The sequence below is a fragment of the Glycomyces tenuis DSM 44171 genome, assembly GCF_000427885.1.
GTDB classification, from domain to species: domain Bacteria; phylum Actinomycetota; class Actinomycetes; order Mycobacteriales; family Micromonosporaceae; genus Glycomyces; species Glycomyces tenuis.
This window is the reverse complement of the sequence record NZ_ATYW01000010.1, coordinates 241,776-257,913: the sequence shown is the minus strand read 5'-3', so window position 1 is coordinate 257,913 and position 16,138 is coordinate 241,776. Positions and strand designations below refer to the sequence as shown.

The 16,138-nt window shown below is 69.8% G+C and carries 14 protein-coding genes and 1 pseudogene; 4 read left to right on the top strand and 11 right to left on the bottom strand.

All coding sequences use genetic code 11. The annotated features are described in order from the left end of the window. A pseudogene (locus YWW_RS36465) lies at positions 1 to 287 on the top strand (xylose isomerase); the annotation flags it as partial. A 21-nt stretch (positions 288 to 308) separates the two neighbouring features. Then, positions 309 to 494, top strand: coding sequence for a hypothetical protein (locus YWW_RS36905; protein ID WP_162145945.1), 186 nt, complete (start codon positions 309 to 311; stop codon positions 492 to 494). Here the strand turns inward: YWW_RS36905 and YWW_RS38250 are convergent. The 6 genes from YWW_RS38250 to YWW_RS0114010 all read right to left on the bottom strand — a co-directional run bounded on the left by YWW_RS38250 (position 460) and on the right by YWW_RS0114010 (position 5,535). Beyond that, entirely contained in the window at positions 460 to 711 is a 252-nt protein-coding gene (locus tag YWW_RS38250) for a hypothetical protein (protein WP_425402696.1), read from the bottom strand. The two genes, YWW_RS36905 and YWW_RS38250, sit on opposite strands and share 35 nt — an antisense overlap. A gap of 62 nt (positions 712 to 773) precedes the next feature. Next, positions 774 to 1,118, bottom strand: coding sequence for a type II toxin-antitoxin system Phd/YefM family antitoxin (locus YWW_RS0114030; protein ID WP_162145952.1), 345 nt, complete (start codon positions 1,116 to 1,118; stop codon positions 774 to 776). Positions 1,119 to 1,478: 360 nt separating this feature from the next. Then, complete coding sequence (locus YWW_RS0114025) at positions 1,479 to 2,492, bottom strand: phosphotransferase (RefSeq protein WP_026930613.1); 1,014 nt, start codon at positions 2,490 to 2,492, stop codon at positions 1,479 to 1,481. A 15-nt stretch (positions 2,493 to 2,507) separates the two neighbouring features. Continuing rightward, entirely contained in the window at positions 2,508 to 4,325 is a 1,818-nt protein-coding gene (locus tag YWW_RS36900) for a serine/threonine-protein kinase (RefSeq protein WP_051325794.1), read from the bottom strand. Positions 4,326 to 4,460: 135 nt separating this feature from the next. After that, entirely contained in the window at positions 4,461 to 5,006 is a 546-nt protein-coding gene (locus YWW_RS0114015) for a GNAT family N-acetyltransferase (protein ID WP_035698781.1), read from the bottom strand. 40 nt (positions 5,007 to 5,046) lie between these two features. Continuing rightward, complete coding sequence (locus YWW_RS0114010) at positions 5,047 to 5,535, bottom strand: Imm1 family immunity protein (protein WP_026930611.1); 489 nt, start codon at positions 5,533 to 5,535, stop codon at positions 5,047 to 5,049. 436 nt (positions 5,536 to 5,971) lie between these two features. Here YWW_RS0114010 and YWW_RS30385 point away from each other — a divergent pair, with 436 nt between their 5' ends. Then, on the top strand, positions 5,972 to 8,848 hold the full coding sequence (locus YWW_RS30385; RefSeq protein WP_051325793.1) for an AfsR/SARP family transcriptional regulator: 2,877 nt from the start codon (positions 5,972 to 5,974) through the stop codon (positions 8,846 to 8,848). Here YWW_RS30385 and YWW_RS30380 read toward each other — a convergent pair. The 5 genes from YWW_RS30380 to YWW_RS0113980 all read right to left on the bottom strand — a co-directional run bounded on the left by YWW_RS30380 (position 8,838) and on the right by YWW_RS0113980 (position 14,489). Next, positions 8,838 to 9,626: an ABC transporter permease gene (locus YWW_RS30380; RefSeq protein WP_081687443.1), complete on the bottom strand. Its 789-nt coding sequence runs from the start codon at positions 9,624 to 9,626 to the stop codon at positions 8,838 to 8,840. The two genes, YWW_RS30385 and YWW_RS30380, sit on opposite strands and share 11 nt — an antisense overlap. Continuing rightward, complete coding sequence (locus YWW_RS0113995) at positions 9,623 to 10,582, bottom strand: daunorubicin resistance protein DrrA family ABC transporter ATP-binding protein (RefSeq protein ID WP_026930610.1); 960 nt, start codon at positions 10,580 to 10,582, stop codon at positions 9,623 to 9,625. The genes YWW_RS30380 and YWW_RS0113995 overlap by 4 nt, the downstream gene beginning before the upstream one ends. 206 nt (positions 10,583 to 10,788) lie before the next feature. Further along, positions 10,789 to 11,733 (bottom strand): carbohydrate ABC transporter permease, encoded by a 945-nt coding sequence (locus YWW_RS0113990; RefSeq protein WP_051325791.1) that lies wholly within the window; start codon positions 11,731 to 11,733, stop codon positions 10,789 to 10,791. Beyond that, positions 11,730 to 12,713 (bottom strand): ABC transporter permease, encoded by a 984-nt coding sequence (locus tag YWW_RS0113985; protein ID WP_026930608.1) that lies wholly within the window; start codon positions 12,711 to 12,713, stop codon positions 11,730 to 11,732. Before YWW_RS0113985 ends, YWW_RS0113990 begins: the two co-directional genes overlap by 4 nt. 81 nt (positions 12,714 to 12,794) lie before the next feature. Beyond that, positions 12,795 to 14,489: a type 2 periplasmic-binding domain-containing protein gene (locus YWW_RS0113980; protein WP_026930607.1), complete on the bottom strand. Its 1,695-nt coding sequence runs from the start codon at positions 14,487 to 14,489 to the stop codon at positions 12,795 to 12,797. 271 nt (positions 14,490 to 14,760) lie between these two features. On the opposite strand from YWW_RS0113980, the gene YWW_RS30375 reads away from it, so the two are divergent. Then, positions 14,761 to 16,137, top strand: a complete 1,377-nt coding sequence (locus YWW_RS30375; protein WP_211228556.1) for an ROK family transcriptional regulator — start codon at positions 14,761 to 14,763, stop codon at positions 16,135 to 16,137. The last annotated feature ends 1 nt before the right edge of the window (position 16,138 follow it).

The window sequence follows — 16,138 nt, the reverse complement described above, 5'->3', positions numbered from 1 at the left end:
CCCCGCGCACCGAGGACGACGAAGGGGTGTGGGTCTCGGCCGCGGCGTGCATGCGCAACTACCTGATCCTGCGCGAGAAGGTGCGGGCGTTCCGGGCCGATGCGGCGGTGCAGGAGGCATTGAAGGCCGCGCGGGTCGACCAGCTCGCGATCCCGACCCTGGCCGCAGGGGAGACCTGGGCCGAGGTCAAGGACGTCGAGGTCGACATCGACGGCCTCGCCGCCAAGGGCATGGCCTTCGAAGCGCTCGACCAACTCGCCCTCGAACACCTCTACGGCGTCCGCTGACAACCTGTCCCATCGAACGGCATGACGGCCTTGGAGCGCTCGCTCCAAGGCCGTCATGCCGTAAAGCGGCGCTCAACTGAAACCGGGACTGACGACCGGCAGGCCGTGCGCCGCCGCCACTTCGATCAGCCGTTTGTCATAGGTCACGAATGCCTCAAGCGCAGAGGACATCTCAAGGGCGGCGGCGAGATGGGGCGCATCGAGTGAACGCAGCCTGGGCGCGGCGGTGGGGCGCCCTGCCGAGTCGCACAGCCCCGGGGCGAGCCTGATCAGTGCCGTGTGGTCGGATCCAGAGCTCCGCACGGTGGCAGTCGTCTTCGGAGACCTCGACGGCCTGGAGCGTTCGGCGCAGCTCAGTACGCGTGAGATCGGAAGTGACCGGGCGGCCGCTGGGGTGCGCGGCCAGCCATTCGTCGAAGGACACCGAGTGATCCTCTTTCCGGAAGAGCTTTACCGCCGCGCTGGTGTCGATGTAGGTCCAGCGGATCACCGATCGTCCTCCGCTTCTCGGAGTTCCAGGAGAGCCTCGGTCAGCGACGGCCCGTCGGTACTGCGAGACTCCGGCGAGAACTCCTGGAGCATGTCCGCGTCGGTGTCGGGCTCGGTGAGCGCTCGCGGGACGAGGACGCCTGCCGCGATGGCGGCGTTGATCTGCTCCTCCGCCGGATCGGGCGGAAGGATCCGGGCGATGGTGCGGCCGTGTTTGGTGACGTAGATCTGCCCGTTAGCCTCGACTTTCTCGAGCACGTCACTGGTGTGGCGTTGCAGCTCTCGAATGGTCACCCGCTTGGTGGTGGCCTCGGGAGTCTCGGTTGTGTGGTCTGTTTCCACAAGAACCATGTTAGGAGAATGTCAGACTTATCACCAGGGAAAATGACGACACGCCGCGGGTGACTGTCGGGTAGCTGACGCTTTAAACGGCCACGGCCGCCGTCCGGCTCGACCGACGGCAGGGCCCGGGACGGTCCGTCCCGGGCCCTGCCGTTACCCCACACCCATCATTCAGACGAAGCAATGTCCCTTCGCTCGTGTCACCCCTCAGAGAGAAAGTTTTGGAGAGCGAATGTCGAGCCGGTGCCTGCCCTCGTTCGCTCTTGACGGGAACACTACGAACGCAGGGTCTGTATTCCAGGCGAAAACCATCAGAGGTTCATTGGAACCGGATGGGAGAGCCGAGGGCCGCACTTCGGCTCAAGACGCGCCCGCGGTGAAGGCCGATCCGACCTCGTCGAGATGCCCGGCCCACCAGCGGATGAGGCGCTCTCGGGGCTCCAGCAGATAGTCGCAGTTGAAGACCGCGCGGTCGTAGTGCAGCCCGAAAATCCAGAAGCCGGTGAGATGGTGCCACCACAGTCGGTGCGCCGCATCGGCCATGGCGCTCGCACTGATCGCGATGACGCCGCGGTAGCCCTTCATGAACACCGCGACCCGTTCCAAATCCATCCGTCCGTCGTCGGACTTGAAGTGCAGGACGGCGGCCCGGGCCACCTCCTCACCGAACGGGCGCACCTGCAGGCGGTCCCAGTCGAGGATGCCCGCGACGCGACCGCCGTGCCACAGCAGATTGGTGCTGTGGAAGTCGCCGTGGACCCACCCCGAAAGGCGGTCCGCGACGGCACCGTTTGGCCGCGATCCGCCGTGGGCGTCGAGCAGGACGCGGCGCTGCCGCAAGGCCTCGACCGCCGCCTCGTCGAAGGCGCTTTGAGACTCTCGGCGCTCGATCACGTCCAGGAACCGTTCGAGCTTGGCGCGGGCCTCGGAAGCGGTGACCGCCGGAAACGAGACGGGCTCGTCCCGCGGCAAGCCGAGTGAAGGCTCGTTGAGCTGCAAGTGAAGCCGCCCAAGCAGTGCGCCCAGGTCCTCGACCTGCCCCATGGTCAGCTCCGTACCGGGTATGCGGGCTCCCTCGAGCCAGGGCATGAGGTAGAAGGCCCGGCCGCCGTGCTCGACCACCGGATCGCCGTCGGCGGCGGTGACCGCAATGGGGACCGGCAGACCGGCCGCCGCCAAGGGCGCGAGGACCGCGAGGTTCCTGCGGGCCGTGGCCGCGGTGACATCCCTGAGCTCCTTGAGTGCGAACGGCCCCTCGCCGGTGTCGATCCGCCAGTTCCGGTTCATCAGACCTTCGGAGAGGTACCGGCTCTCGCAGTCCGGGCCCAGCCCGAAGGCGCGGAACACCCTCGGAAATTCCGGTGAAGTCTCCATCGCGACATCGCCTGCCTAGTACCAGGCCCAGATGGAGACGTCGAACTCTATCCACAACCAGTCGGACGAGGTCTCCGGTTCGACCGAGGTGACCTCGGCGAGCACGATCTGCTCGTAATCGGTGTAGAGGCACAGGACCATGCCGGTCTCGAACGAGGATTCCTCGGGTGCCCAGGTGTCGATGCCCCAGTCCAGCTCCGGGTAGTCGGCGTCGATCTCGTTCCAGCACTCCGCGGCAGTGAGCCAGGAGTCGTAGAAGGCGCCGTACGCGGTCGGGGAGGTGTACAGGTAGTTGGTGGAGCCGGACTGCGCCTCCATGTCGGTGCCGGTGCACGGGTCCCAGACCAGGTCCGTGTAGCTCGCGATGGATTCGCTGGTAGGGCGCTCCACGTAGATCGAGCCGCCGTCGATGTCGTCGAAGTCGACCATCTTGTACTCGCACGTGTCGCTGTCATCGGTGGAGAACCCGAAGCCGATGCCGAGCCCGCTGTGCTCCTCGTTCCACTGCGGGGCGGCCTCTTCGGTCTCCTCCTCGACCTCGTATGCGTCGGTGGTCTCCTCCTCGGTCCAGGCGTCCTCCTCTTCGGCAGTGGTCTCGGATTCCGTCGGGTCGTCGATGGTGCCCGTCGGGTCGCTCTCGTCATTGAGCATGGGCCACGCGATCGCCGCGATGATGCCGAGGCATATGAGGACGGCGACCGTCGTGGCGGCCGAGGAGCGGGGGGCGGTGGTCGGCCGCACCGGAGGCGGTGCGATCGGTCGAACGGCCGGGCCCGTGCCCGCCGCCCGCGCGTCCCGCCCCGGGGCCCCGCCGCCCGCGTCCCCCGGACTCCCCGCGGGCGGAGTCGGCGGCGGTGCCGCGGGAGGCGCGCTCACCCAGGTGGCTCGGTTCGGGTCGGTGACCATGGTCTGGCCGGTGTCGATGAGGGTGGTGTCCTCCCCGGCGCTGTCCAGAAGGCTCGCGAGTTCGCGGTGCTGCCGGTCCGCCATGGCCGACACGGCCTCGGGCCACGGCCGGGAACTCGGCGCGACCGGCCCGATGAGCGCCAGCACCTCGGCCGGGCTCGGCCGTTCGGCGGCTTCGCGGACCAGGCACCGCTCCGCGACCCGGCGGACCCGTTCGGGCACCCCGGCCAGGTCGGGTTCGGCGCGGACCACGTTGTTCAAGGTGCGCAGGGTGGAGGCGGCCGCGAACGGGCTGGACCCGGTGCAGGCCATGACGAGCACCGAGCCGAGCGAGAACATGTCCGAGGCGGCCGTGAGCGGCTCGGAGTCCGCCTGCTCGGGGGACATGAACCCCGGCGTGCCGACGACGCCGCCGGTGCGCGTGAGGTCGGTGCCGGTGCGGTCGGCGGCCCGAGCGATGCCGAAGTCGATGACGCGCGGCCCGTCGGCGGCCAGGATCACGTTTCCGGGCTTGAGGTCCCGGTGGATCACGCCGGCACGGTGAACGGACGCCAGGGCCGAGGCGAGCCCGGCCGCCAGGCGCAGGACCGTCTCTTCGGGAAGCGGACCGGCGGCGTCGACCGCCGATCGCAGGGTCGGCCCGGGGAGGAACTCGGAGGCGAGCCAGGGGACCGGGTCGTCGGGGCCGGCGTCGAGCACCGCGGCGGTGTAGGCCCCCGACACCCGCTGCGAGGCGGTCACCTCGCGGCGGAACCGGGCCCGGAACTCGTCGTCCTCGGTCAGCCACTCGCGGATCAACTTGACGGCGACCGGCCGCCCGTCCGGGCCGATGCCGAGCAGCACCCGCCCCATCGCGCCGCGGCCCAGCTCGGCGATGACCCGGTAGGGGCCGACCGATCTGGGCTCGTTGGGCGGCAAGGGCTGCATGGGGCCTCCGGGAGTGAGGGTTTCGGGGCGATTCCGGATCGGGTGATGGAGGCCATGGTATGGCCCCGCTTCCATATCGCGTCGCGGTGGGGCGGCGAACGCTTTGGCGCGCAAGCGCTCAGCTTCGCGAGTCGGTCACTCCACCGGGAGCGTCGGCCGCGGCGGGTCGTCGAGGCTCCCCAGTTCGCGCTGCCAGATGCCCACGTCGTGCCAGGCGCCGTGCTTGTAGCCCGCGTCGCGGATGGTGCCGACCCGCTCGAACCCGGAGGCGGCGTGCAAGGCCTCACTGCCCGGGTTCGGGCGCGTCACCTGCGCCATCACGCTGCGGAAACCCTGCTGCTCGAGGCGCTTGAACAGCTCGTCGTAGAGGAGCGAGCCGATCCGTTTCCCGCGGTGGCCGTCGGCGACGTACACCGTCGCCTCCGCGGTCCAGGCGTAGGCGTCCCGCGGGTTCCACGGCCCGGCGTAGGCCAGCCCGGCCACCTCGCCGCCGGATTCGGCCACCAGCCACGGGTACCGCTCGGAATGGGTCTCGAGCAGCGCCGTCCACTCATCGACGCGGTACGGCTCGGTCCGGAAGTTCGACGTGCTGTGCGCGATGTAGTGGTTGATGATCGCGCAGACGGCGGGCACGTCCTCGGGCCGGGCGATGCGCACGGTGACAGCCTCGGTGTTGCTCATGAGGAGCAAGCTTAGCGGGGCAAACGCCTGCCCGCCCGCGTCACCAGATCGTGCTGGGCCGCCACGCCACGAGCGCCGGGCGCAGCCCGCCGGTGGCCCGGAAGTCCTCGACCGCGCGAGCCAGCGTGCTCAGGGCGAGGTGGGAGTCCGAAGGGAAGACGCTGGCGGAGTCCGTGTCGCGGTAGAGCTTGACCTCGGGGTGATGCTCGACCGAGGAGTAGGAGACCCAGGCGCCCGGCCCGTAGTCCTCGCCGCCGGGGCCGTAGTAGGCCAGGGCGCCGATCTCCTTCACCGGGTCGATGGCCATCTTGAGCCCGTGGTCGGGGCGGCCGCCCGGCTCGTACCCGGGCCGGTCGCGCACGAGTACGGTGGGGACCTGCGCCAGCTCGGTGGCCATGATGGTCGCGATGGCGGCGGCGACGCCGTCGGGGTCGCACGCGAGCAGGATCTGCGGGCCTTTGCCGGTCTTCTGGAGCCTGAACTCGGCGCAATAGCTCGCGATGTGGGCGTTCGTCGGTCCAGTGCTCATCGGCGGTTCTCCTTCCTCGAGCGTGGCGATCGGCGCGAGGGAGTGGGGATCAAGTCGGACAACCATGGCGGACACCGCACCTCACCGTCTCTGGGTTTGGAGACGACAGTACGTGCGCCAACGGTCCATATGAGCGATGAGTCGGGAAATTGACACTTATGCGCAGATTCGTTGCGGCAACCTGTCGATGCAAATAGCAGATTCCAATAGGGAGCGTCTCGGCATCGGCGAGTGCCGAGAATGATCGTCATCACCATTGCGCGCCTTGCGCTTCATTCCAGTCTCGTCGAAAGGCGACTCGAGGCGAACCGCCAGAGCGCGCACTCGGCCCCTCACTCATTGTCCGATTGACGACACGGCCGCGAATCGTCCTCGGCGAATCACTGCGGCGGTGGCTTCGACCTACCGCTGAACGCCCTTCAGGCAAGATTGGAGCATGCGTGTAGACCTGCTCGGCCCCCTCCGCGTCACCGACGACGCAGGAGCAGAGGTCGCCGTGCCCGCGGGACGACAGCGCGCCCTGCTCACCCGCCTCGCCCTCGAGCCCGGCCGGCTCGTCGCCGCCTCCGCCCTCGCCGACGCCCTCTGGCCGGGCGAAGCGCCCGCCAACACCCCCGGCGCGCTCCAGACCCAGGTCTCGCGCCTCAGGCGCCTGATCGGCGACCGCCTCCGCTCCGACTCCGGCGGCTACCGCCTCACCGGCGCCGTCACTGACATCGCCGACTTCGAGCGGCTCGCGGCCGAAGCCGAGGCGGCCTCCCGGAGCGGCGCCGCCGCCACCGCCAGGCGCCACTGCGAGCAGGCCCTCGCGCTGTGGCGCGGCCCCGCGCTGACCGACACCGCCGAATCCGGCTTCGCCGACGCCGAGATCACCAGACTCACCGCCCGCCGCGAGGCCGTCGCCTCCATCCTCGTGGAGGCCCGCCTCGAACTCGAGGGCGCGGAGTCCGTCCTCGCCGAACTCGCGGCCCGTCACGCCGCCGACCCGCTCTCCGAGAGCGACGCCGGACGCTACATGCGCGCGCTGGCCGCCGGAGGCCGCCAGGCCGAGGCGCTGGCCGTGTACGAGAAGACCCGCTCCCGCCTCGCCGACGAGCTCGGCGTCGACCCCTCGCCCGCCCTGACCGCCGCCCACCTGGACGTCCTGCGCGGCGTCGACGCCGCACCGGCCCCGCCGCACGAGAGCCGCCTCCCCGAGCCGCTCACCGCCTGCATCGGGCGCGAACGCGACCTCGCCGCCGTCCTCGCGCAGATCGAATCCGGTCGGCTCGTCACCCTCACCGGCCCCGGCGGCACGGGCAAGACCCGGCTCGCCCTCGAGGCCGCCCACCGGGCCGAGGACCGCGGCGAGACGGTCCGGCTCGTCGAACTGGCGCCGCTCGGCGACTCGCACCAGCTCCCCGAGCTGGTCTACGAATCGCTGCGGATCGGCGAGTCGCTCCTCTCCCGCCGCCCCGACGACGCCCGCGACCGGCTCGTCGAAGCGCTGCGCAACCGCGAGCTGCTCCTCGTCGTCGATAACTGCGAGCACCTCATCGGGCCGGTCGCCGAGCTCATCGCCCACCTGCTGGCCCGCGTCCCCGGGCTGCGCGTGCTCGGCACCAGCCGCGAGGCCCTCGGCATCACCGGCGAGACGGTGTACCCGCTGGGCCCCCTCGCCCTTCCGGAGGCCGAGGCGGACGCCGCGGAGCTGGAGGCGTCCTCGGCGGTCCGTCTGTTCACCGACCGAGCCCGCCGGTCCGACCCGTCATTCGAGCTCACCGACGCGAACGCCGCGCTGGTCGTCCGCACCTGCGCCGCTCTCGACGGCCTGCCGCTCGCCATCGAACTCGCCGCCGCCCAGCTGCGCTCCATGACGCTCGACGACCTCGCCGCCCGCCTCGACGACCGGTTCAACCTCCTCACCAGGGGCGACCGCACCGCCGCCCCCAGGCAGCGCACGCTCCGCGGCGTGGTCGACTGGAGCTGGGACCTGCTCGAGCCCGAGGAGCGAAGCGTCCTGGCCCGCCTCTCGGTGTTCAACGGCGGAGCGGACCTCGCGGCGGTCGTCGAAGTGTGCTCGACCTCGGTCGACGTGGTCGCCGGGCTCGTCGACAAGTCGCTCGTCCAGCGGCTCCCCTCCGGCCGGTACCGGCTGCTCGAGACCGTCCGCGAGTACGCCGCCGAGCGCCTCGCCGAGGCCGGGGAGACCGCTGAGATGTACCTCGCCCACTGCGAGCACTACGCCGAGCGCGCCGTCGAGGCCGGACCGCATTTCGCGGCGGTCGAGCAGGTCGAATGGCTCGAACGCCTCGGCGTCGAGCACGGCAACGTGACCGCCGCCATCCGCCGCATGATCGCCGCGGGGAACGCCGCCGCCGCGCACCGCATCATGGCCCCCCTCGCCTGGTACTGGTGGATGCGCGGCTACCGCAAGGAAGGCCAGGAACTGGCGTTCCAGGTGCGCGCCATGGAAGGGGAGGTCGACCCCATGGACCGGGCCCTGGTCTGCATGTCGGGCACCTGGGGCCTGTGGGCCGGGGAGCTCGACCCGTCCGACATCACCGCGGGTTGGGAGGAGGCCGTGAGACTCGCCGAGGAGCACGACCTGTTCGAGGCCTTCCCGACGCTGAAGTTGGCCCCCGCGCTGCTGGGCGTCCTCGCGAGCGACGAGGAGGCCGTGCGCCGCACCCTCGACGGGCTCGACGGGGAAGGCCCGGAGGAACTCCAGGCCAGGGGCATGGCCCTGCTGTTCTGCTCCGGCTTCTCCGAGCGGGCCGGTGACCTCGACCGCTCGGCGGCCGAGCTGACCGAGTGCAACGCCATCTTCGAGGCGCTCGGGGAGCGCTTCGGCCTCCTGATGTCGCTCCAGGGCCTGGCGGGGCTCAGCGAGCGGAACGGCGACTACGACGAGGCCCGCCGCCTGCTGTCCCGCGCGCTGCGGATCGAGTCCGAGCTCGGCGCCGACCTCGCCGACTCGGTCATCGCCGAGGGCCTGTGGCGCCTCGACGCGGCGCACGGCGACGACCCGGAGGCCACACTCGCCTTCCTTCGAGGCGAGCAGGCCCGCGCGGACCGCGCGGGGAGCTCCGAGAACGTGATGGCGGCACGCGTCTCCGCCGCCGTGTGCCTGCGCCGCCTGGGACGCCTCGAGGAGGCCCGTGACGAGCTGCTCTCCGCCGCGGCCGACCGCCCGAGGTACATCCAGTTCTCCGAGGTCTCGATGTGGCTGTACCGGCAGCTCGCCAAGGTGGCGAACGAACTCGGCGACCGCGACTTGGAGCGTCGGGCCGCCGAGATGAACCGTGGCGAAGGCTGGCCGTTCAGTTCGTGAGCTTGCGCCGGTAGGCCCGCAGCGACAGCGGCACGAACACCGCCACCGCTCCGGCGCACCAGCCCAGCAGCGCCAGGAAGTAGCCTCCCGGTGCATCGCCGTTGAGCAGGTCCCGGACGGTCTCCGACAGGGCCGTCAGCGGGTTGATCTCGGCGAGCCATTGGATCGCGCCGGGCAGCGTCTCCACCTCGATGAACGCCGTCGACGTGTACGACAGCGGCATGAGCAGGGCGATCATCCACGTCTGGATCTGGTCCTCGGTCTTGGCGGTCAGGCCCACCAGCACCATCGACCACGAGACGCTGAACATGAACAGCAGCACCACGCCCACGGCGGCGAGGACGCCGAGGACGCCGCCGTCGGCCCGGTAGCCGATGGCGAAGGCGACGCCGCCGACGACGAGCAGCGCCCAGGTGTGCTTGACCATGTCGGCGCCCACGCGGCCGCCCAGCAGCGCGAAGCGGGACACCGGCATCGCGGTCAGCCGGTCGAACACCCCGGATTTGAGGTCGGCGAACAGGCTCAGGCCGGTGGAGGGGATCGCGAAGAACAGGCCCATGACGATGATCGTCGGCCCTGCGTACTGCAGGAAGTCCTGCCAGCTGCCCATCATCTGGCCGCCCATGAAGAAGGTGATGGACAGCAGGATCATCAGCGGGATCATGAAGAACTCGATGAGCGTCGCCGGGTTGTTCTTGATCGAGGCGAGCGAGCGCGCCGCCATCGACGCCGACTGCGCGAGCGTGCCGCGCCTCGTGGTCCAAGTCGTAGTCGTCATGCCGTGACCTCCTCTTCGGTCGCCGACTCGGCCCGGTGGCCGGTCAGGGTCAGGAACACCTCGTCGAGTGTGGGCTCGTCGAGCCCGAACGAGACCAGGTCGATCCCGGCCTGCGTCACGCGCGACATCACCGCCGTGGCCTCCCCGGCGTGGGCGACCGGCACGATCGCCTCGCCCTCCTCGAGCTTGGCCCGGGCCCCGATGGTCCAGTTGGCGAGGTCGGCCAGCTGCGTCATGGCCTCGGGCCGCACCGGCCGCATGCGCAGCACCAGGCCGCCGACCATCTGCTTGAGCTCGGTCGGTGCGCCGGAGGCGATGACTCGCCCGGCGTCGATGACGGCGATGGAGTCGGCCAACTGGTCGGCCTCCTCCAGGTACTGGGTGGTCAGCAGCACCGTGGTGCCCTCGGCGACCAGATCGCGGACGACGTCCCACAGCCCGTTGCGGCTCTTCGGGTCCAATCCTGTGGTCGGCTCGTCGAGGAACAGGACCTCGGGGCGGCGGACGATGGACGCGGCCAGGTCGAGGCGGCGGCGCATGCCGCCGGAGTACTTGCCCGCCGCCCGGCTCGCCGCGTGGACGAGGTCGAAGCGTTCGAGCAGCTCGGCGGCCCGCGCCTTCGCCTGGGCCCGGGAGGCGCCGAGCATGCGGGCGAGGAGCACGAGGTTCTGCTCGCCGGTCAGGTCGTGGTCCAGGCCGGCGTACTGGCCGGTCAGGCCGATGCGGTGGCGGACCTCGCCGGCCTGGGCGACCACGTCGAGTCCCAGGACGCGGGCGGTGCCGCCGTCGGGGACGGTGAGGGTGCTCAGGACGCGGACCGCGGTGGTCTTGCCGGCTCCGTTGGGTCCGAGGACCCCCAGGACGGAGCCGGCCGGGGCGGTGAGGTCCACGCCGTCGAGGGCGCGGACGTTGCCGAACGCCTTCGTCAGCCCTCTGACCTCGATCGCATGTTGCATGACATGCCTTTCTGCTTCGTCTTGCTAGGACGAGACCAGCATGCGGCGACCCTCTTGCACCGGTCTTGCAGTGGACTTGCACCGCCCCTTGCGCGGCTTTCACGGGCTTGCACGCAGACGAAAGGGCCGCATCCCCGGTCGAGGATGCGGCCCTGTGATCGAAGGCGGAGGATCAACCCTTCATGGCGACGCTTGCGAGCCGTAAATCAGCCCTTGATGGCGCCGGTGATGACGGCCTTGGTGAAGTGCTTCTGGATGAACGGGTACATGATCACGATCGGCACGATCGTGCAGACCACGACGGCCATCTTGAGGGCGGCGGTGGGGGCGGCGGCGGTCGACTGGTACTGCGCGGCGTTGGAGGCCGCCCCCGGCAGGCCCTGCGTCGACATGAGCATCCGCTGGAGGACCACCTGGATCGGCTGCGTGTCGAGGCCCGGCGTGTAGAGCACGGCCTGGAAGTAGATGTTCCAGTACATGACCGCGTAGAACAGCGCGATGACCGCCAGGATCGCCTTCGACATCGGCAGCACCAGCTTGAACAGGATCCGGAACTCCCCGGCGCCGTCCATCTTGGCCGCGTCGATGAGTTCGGTGGGCACGCTGTTCATGAAGAACGATCGCAGCACGATGAGGTTGAAGGCGTTGAGCGCCATCGGCAGGATCAGCGACCAGTAGCTGTCGAACAGGCCGAGTTTCTGCACCACCAGGAAGCTCGGGTACATGCCGGGGGCGAACAGGAAGGTGAACAGGATCAGCATCAGCAGGGGACGGTGCGCCAGCGATCCGGGACGCGAGAGCCCGTAGGCCGCGCCGATGGTGAGGACCATGCTGATCGCGGTGCCGCCGGCGGTGAGGATGATCGTCAGGATCAGCGAGTCGGTGAGGGCGCCGCCGCTGAAGATCTCCTCATAGGCCCGGAGGCTCAGCTCGGTCGGCAGAAGCAGCAGGTTCCCGCCGGCCTTGTTGAGCGCCTCCTCGCTGGCGAAGCTGGTGGCCACGACCGCCCACAGGGGGATGATGATGGCCGCCGCGTAGCAGATCAGGAAGGCGGCCTTGGTCAACTTCCCGAGGAGCGACGGTTCATCGTCCCAGGAAGGGCGCCTGTTCTTGACGCGCGGCTTTCTGGAGCGGATATCGGTGGTGCTCATGACTTCTGATAGATCCCTTGCTCTCCGAGGCGGTGCGCGACGTTGTTGGCGACGAGAACCAGGACCAGGCCGATCACGCCCTTGAACAGGCCCGCCGCCGTGCCGAAGGACTCGCCCTCGGTGCCGATGATGCTCCGGTAGTAGACGAAGGTGTCGAGCACTTCGGTGGTCTGGTAGCCGACGGCCTCACGTTGGAGCTGGTACTGCTCGAAGCCGACGGTGAGGATGGTGCCGATCTGGAGGATGAGCAGCAGCACGATGACCGGCCTGATGCCGGGGAGGGTGATGTGCCACATGCGGCGCCAGCGACTCGCCCCGTCGACGGCGGCGGCTTCGTACAGGCTGGGGTTGATCGACGAGAGCGCGGCCAGGAAGATGATCATGCCCCAGCCGGCGTCCTTCCACGACCACTGCATCCACGCCAGGAACATGAAACTGTCGGGGTCCGCGGTGACGTCGATCCTGTCGCCGCCGAAGCCCAGCAGCCAGTTGCTGACCAGGCCGTCGGAGCCGAGCATCTGGACGAACACGGTGACGACCAGGACCCAGGAGAAGAAGTACGGCAGGTAGACGATCGACTGAAAGACGCTGCGGACCCTGGTCGAGATGACACTGTGCATGACCAGGGCCAGGACGATCGACAGCGGGAAGACGAACAGCAGTTGCGCGAACGCGAACTGCAGCGTGTTGACCAGCGCGGGCATGAAGTACGGGTCGGAGAACAGCCGCTCGAACCAGGCGAAGCCCACGAAGGGGTTCTCCCAGAAGGACCGGTACGGGCTGTAGTCCATGAACGCGATGATGTTCCACGACGAGGGCCAGTAGAAGAACACCGCGAGCTGGGCCAGCGCCGGGAGGGTGAGGACCAGCAGCGGCCAGTCGTGGCGAAGCCGCTGCCGCACCGTCTGCTTTCGGCCGATGCGGGGCCGCTCCGGGGCCCGACCCGCGGCCGGGAGCGCTGAGGTCTTGAGTGCTGCCATTGCTTGTGCGAATCCAGTCGTGAGGTCCGATGCGTTGGGACGGCGGAGGCCGGGCGGTCCGCGGACCGCCCGGCCTGCCGCCTACTCGCCGTGGAGCGTGTTGTACGCGGTCGTGTAGTGCTCGCGGGCGGCCTCGCCGCCGTTGTTGAGGAACGTCTCGACCATGTCCGGGATCGACGAGAGCTCGGCGCGGCCGTAGGCGATGTCGTCCTGCTGGTCGATCAGGGTCTGCCCGGCGGTCTTGAAGTCGGCCGGGCCCTCGACCCGCATGCCCTCCCAGATGTTGACCTCGGCGTAGTCCTTGACCGACGCGTTGTAGTCGAACTTCGCCTGGACGAAGTCGGGGGCGCCGGTGAGGAAGGTCTGCACCTGGCCCGAGAAGGTCTTGAAGTTGACCGGGGCCTGGACGACGTCGGTGCCGACCTCGGTGTGGACCGGGGCGCCGTCCTCGCCGTACTCGAACTGCTCGCCCTCGACACCGAACCACAGCATCTCGTACTCCTTGGTGCCGTACGGGGCCGAGCACCAGTTGGCGACGTCGAGGATCTCCTCGACCTGCTCCTGCTCGAGGTCCTTGCTGAGGAACAGCCAGCCCTCCACGCCGATCCCGACGTGGACCAGCGGGGTCCGGCCGTTCGCGGCGAGCGCGCCGACCGGGGCGATCGCGCCCTCGACCTGGCCGCCGGCGGCCTGGGTGGCGTAGTCCTGCCACCACGACATGTTGTCCTGCTGGAACAGGATGGTGCCGGCCTTGTGCAGTTCCTTGCCGTCGAGCGTGCCGCTGGGGGCGTCGGGGTGGACGAGCTTCTCGTCCCAGGCGGTGCGGCGGAACTCCAGCCACTCGGTGTACTCGGGCCGCTCGCTGTTGTGGACGAGCTTGCCCTGCTCCTCGTCCCAGATCCAGCCGTCGCCGCTGGCGAGGCCGAACCACTGGGGGGAGATGTAGTCGAGGCCGAGGAAGGCCCAGCGGCCTCCGGCGTCGTCGGACCAGGCGCGGGCGACGTCGAGGAGCTCTTCGACCGAGGTCGGCATGGCCAGACCGTCGGCCTCGAGCAGGTCGGTGCGGGCGAGCAGGCCGTTGTTGGGCCCGCCCCAGACGCTGCCGGGGATGCCGAAGATGCGGGCGGTCTCGGGGTCCTCCGGGTCGGTGGACCACACCGATTGCCCCCAAGCGGCGGTCTCGCGCCCGGCCAGCAGCGGCCAGCGGTCGGAGATGTCGCCCGAGAGGATGTCGGTCAGGTCGTAGAAGGTGTTGACGACCGTCTCGCGGAAGTTGCTCTGCGCATCGAGCATCCAGCTGAACATGTAGATGCCGTTGCCGAACTCGCCCGCCTGGAGCCACTGCGCGGACGTCTCCGCGTAGGTGTTGCCGTCGGCCTGGCGCAGGTTGATCACGGTGCCGCCCCATGCCTCGTGGAGGGCCGCGTAGTACGGGTCGTCCGAGGAGGGGACCGTGCCCCAGACCGGCATGGTGATCTCATAGGTGCCGCTGCCCGAGGGGAGTTCGGTGACGGCCTGGACCGGCTCGGGGTAGGAGGTGAATCCCGAGGGGTGGTTCGGGGGCTCGCCGATCAGGTCGGGCTCGAACGGCAGGGGCCATTCCTTGTACGTGGGCAGGAAGTCGAAGCCTTCCGTGGCCTGGGAGGTGCCGCCGCCGGACTCGATGTCGCTGCAAGCGGAGATGAGAGGCAGTCCAGCGGCCCCCGCGGCGCCGAGACCGGCCGCCTTGAAGAGGGACCGGCGCTTGAACGGCGACCTGTCGGAGGGAGTAGCCACGTTGCTGTCCTTTCGGTCAAGTATTCGTGAGGGTTTGAGAGGTGCGAGTGCCGGGAGTTAGTTCGGCTGCTCGATAAACTAAAGTAGCGCACGGTTGACGATCACTACAAGCGAGGGGTCGGGCGAAACCATCGCGGATTGATCACGATTCGGGAAAGGGGTCGCCCGCCGGGGCCTCGTGATGACCGGTTGTCGCCATCGAAGAGAATGCAAATCTACGGCTCGCGAGCGTTGCCGTGGAGGGCCACAAGTTCAGCAGGAGGCAACACACATGGCGATGCGCATAGCGGCGAAGGCCGCCGGCCCGAGCGGCGGCGAGCCCGGCAACGGCCGGGCCAGACGCGCGGACTTCACCGACGTGCGCGCCAACAACCTGGGCTACGTCCTGCGCCAAGTCCGCGCCGAGGGGCGGTGCTCCCGCGCCGACCTGGCGGCCAAGACCGGGCTGAACAAGGCCACCGTCTCCAGCCTCGTCGCCGAGCTCATCGATCGTCGCGTCCTGCGCGAATCGGGCTCGGTCATCGGCAACATCGGACGGCCCGCCGTCCTATTGAGTGTGGACACCGGCTATTACGCCTCCCTCGGCGTTGAAGTCAATGTGGATTACATGACGCTCGTCGCGGTCGATCTGGGCGGCAACCGGCTCCTCAGCTGGCGGCGCGCCCACGACGGCGCCGGCTCCACCGCGGGCAAGTCGGTCTCGGCCCTGGCCGGCCTCGCCAAGCGCGCCGTGGACAAGATGGACTCCGAGGGCCGCCAGATCCTCGGCCTCGCCGTCGCCGTGCCCGGCATGATCGACAACGACGGCGTCGTCCAGCGCGCCCCCATGCTCGGCTGGACCGACTTCGACCTCACCGTCCGCCTCCACGCGGCCATGCGCGACCCGAAGTACGCCGTCTCGGTCGACAACGACGCCAACCTCGGCGCCGTCGCCGAGCAGCGCTTCGGCGCCTATGCCGGGGTCGGCAACATGCTCTACCTGACCGGCGAGATCGGACTCGGGAGCGGGCTCATCGTCGACGGCGCGCTGCGGCGCGGTGCCACGGGCTTCGCCGGGGAGATCGGCAACCTCCTCATCGAGATCGACGGCCGCACCGGCCGCGTCGAGGACCTCGCGAGCATCCGCACCGTCCTGGCCGAGCTCGCCGAGGCCGAGCAGATCGCCGGCACCGAGGTCGAGGCCGAGGTCGAGGACATCGTCACCCGCGCCCGCGCCGGCGAGGCCCGCGTCGTCGGGACGCTCGAGCGGATCGGCCGTGCCCTCGGCGCGGGCATCGCGCTGGCCGTGGACCTGCTCAACCCCGAGGCGGTCGTCCTGGGCGGCCATTACCAGGCCCTGAGCCCGTGGATCGTGCCCGCCGCCGAGACCGAGCTGGCCGCGCGCACCCACGCCTCGGGCGCCGGAGGCGCCGAGATCGTCGTCTCCGCCCTCGGCCACGAGGCCCCCGCCCTCGGCGCCGCGACCGGCATCCTCAACGACATCGACGCCGGCCTCATGCCCACCCCGCTCGGCTCCTTACCCCGCTTCGTTTCGCAACTGTTACATCGGCCGTCGCCGCAGCTCACGGGCTCGCGGCGGCCGCCGGGATCGCGCGCTCCCTCCTCCGGGCCGCCCTCGGCCTTGACGGGCGAGGCGGCGGCGGTGTAGA

What these genes read in the sequence shown, in the direction of transcription:
- YWW_RS30385 (WP_051325793.1), top strand. Translation starts at nt 5,972, where the DNA reads ATGCGTGTAGACCTGCTCGGCCCCCTCCGCGTCACCGACGACGCAGGA.
- YWW_RS36900 (WP_051325794.1), bottom strand. Translation starts at nt 4,325, where the DNA reads ATGCAGCCCTTGCCGCCCAACGAGCCCAGATCGGTCGGCCCCTACCGG.
- YWW_RS0114010 (WP_026930611.1), bottom strand. Translation starts at nt 5,535, where the DNA reads ATGAGCACTGGACCGACGAACGCCCACATCGCGAGCTATTGCGCCGAG.
- YWW_RS0113985 (WP_026930608.1), bottom strand. Translation starts at nt 12,713, where the DNA reads ATGGCAGCACTCAAGACCTCAGCGCTCCCGGCCGCGGGTCGGGCCCCG.
- YWW_RS30375 (WP_211228556.1), top strand. Translation starts at nt 14,761, where the DNA reads ATGGCGATGCGCATAGCGGCGAAGGCCGCCGGCCCGAGCGGCGGCGAG.
- YWW_RS0114025 (WP_026930613.1), bottom strand. Translation starts at nt 2,492, where the DNA reads ATGGAGACTTCACCGGAATTTCCGAGGGTGTTCCGCGCCTTCGGGCTG.
- YWW_RS0113995 (WP_026930610.1), bottom strand. Translation starts at nt 10,582, where the DNA reads ATGCAACATGCGATCGAGGTCAGAGGGCTGACGAAGGCGTTCGGCAAC.
- YWW_RS0114015 (WP_035698781.1), bottom strand. Translation starts at nt 5,006, where the DNA reads ATGAGCAACACCGAGGCTGTCACCGTGCGCATCGCCCGGCCCGAGGAC.
- YWW_RS30380 (WP_081687443.1), bottom strand. Translation starts at nt 9,626, where the DNA reads ATGACGACTACGACTTGGACCACGAGGCGCGGCACGCTCGCGCAGTCG.
- YWW_RS0113990 (WP_051325791.1), bottom strand. Translation starts at nt 11,733, where the DNA reads ATGAGCACCACCGATATCCGCTCCAGAAAGCCGCGCGTCAAGAACAGG.
- YWW_RS36905 (WP_162145945.1), top strand. Translation starts at nt 309, where the DNA reads ATGACGGCCTTGGAGCGCTCGCTCCAAGGCCGTCATGCCGTAAAGCGG.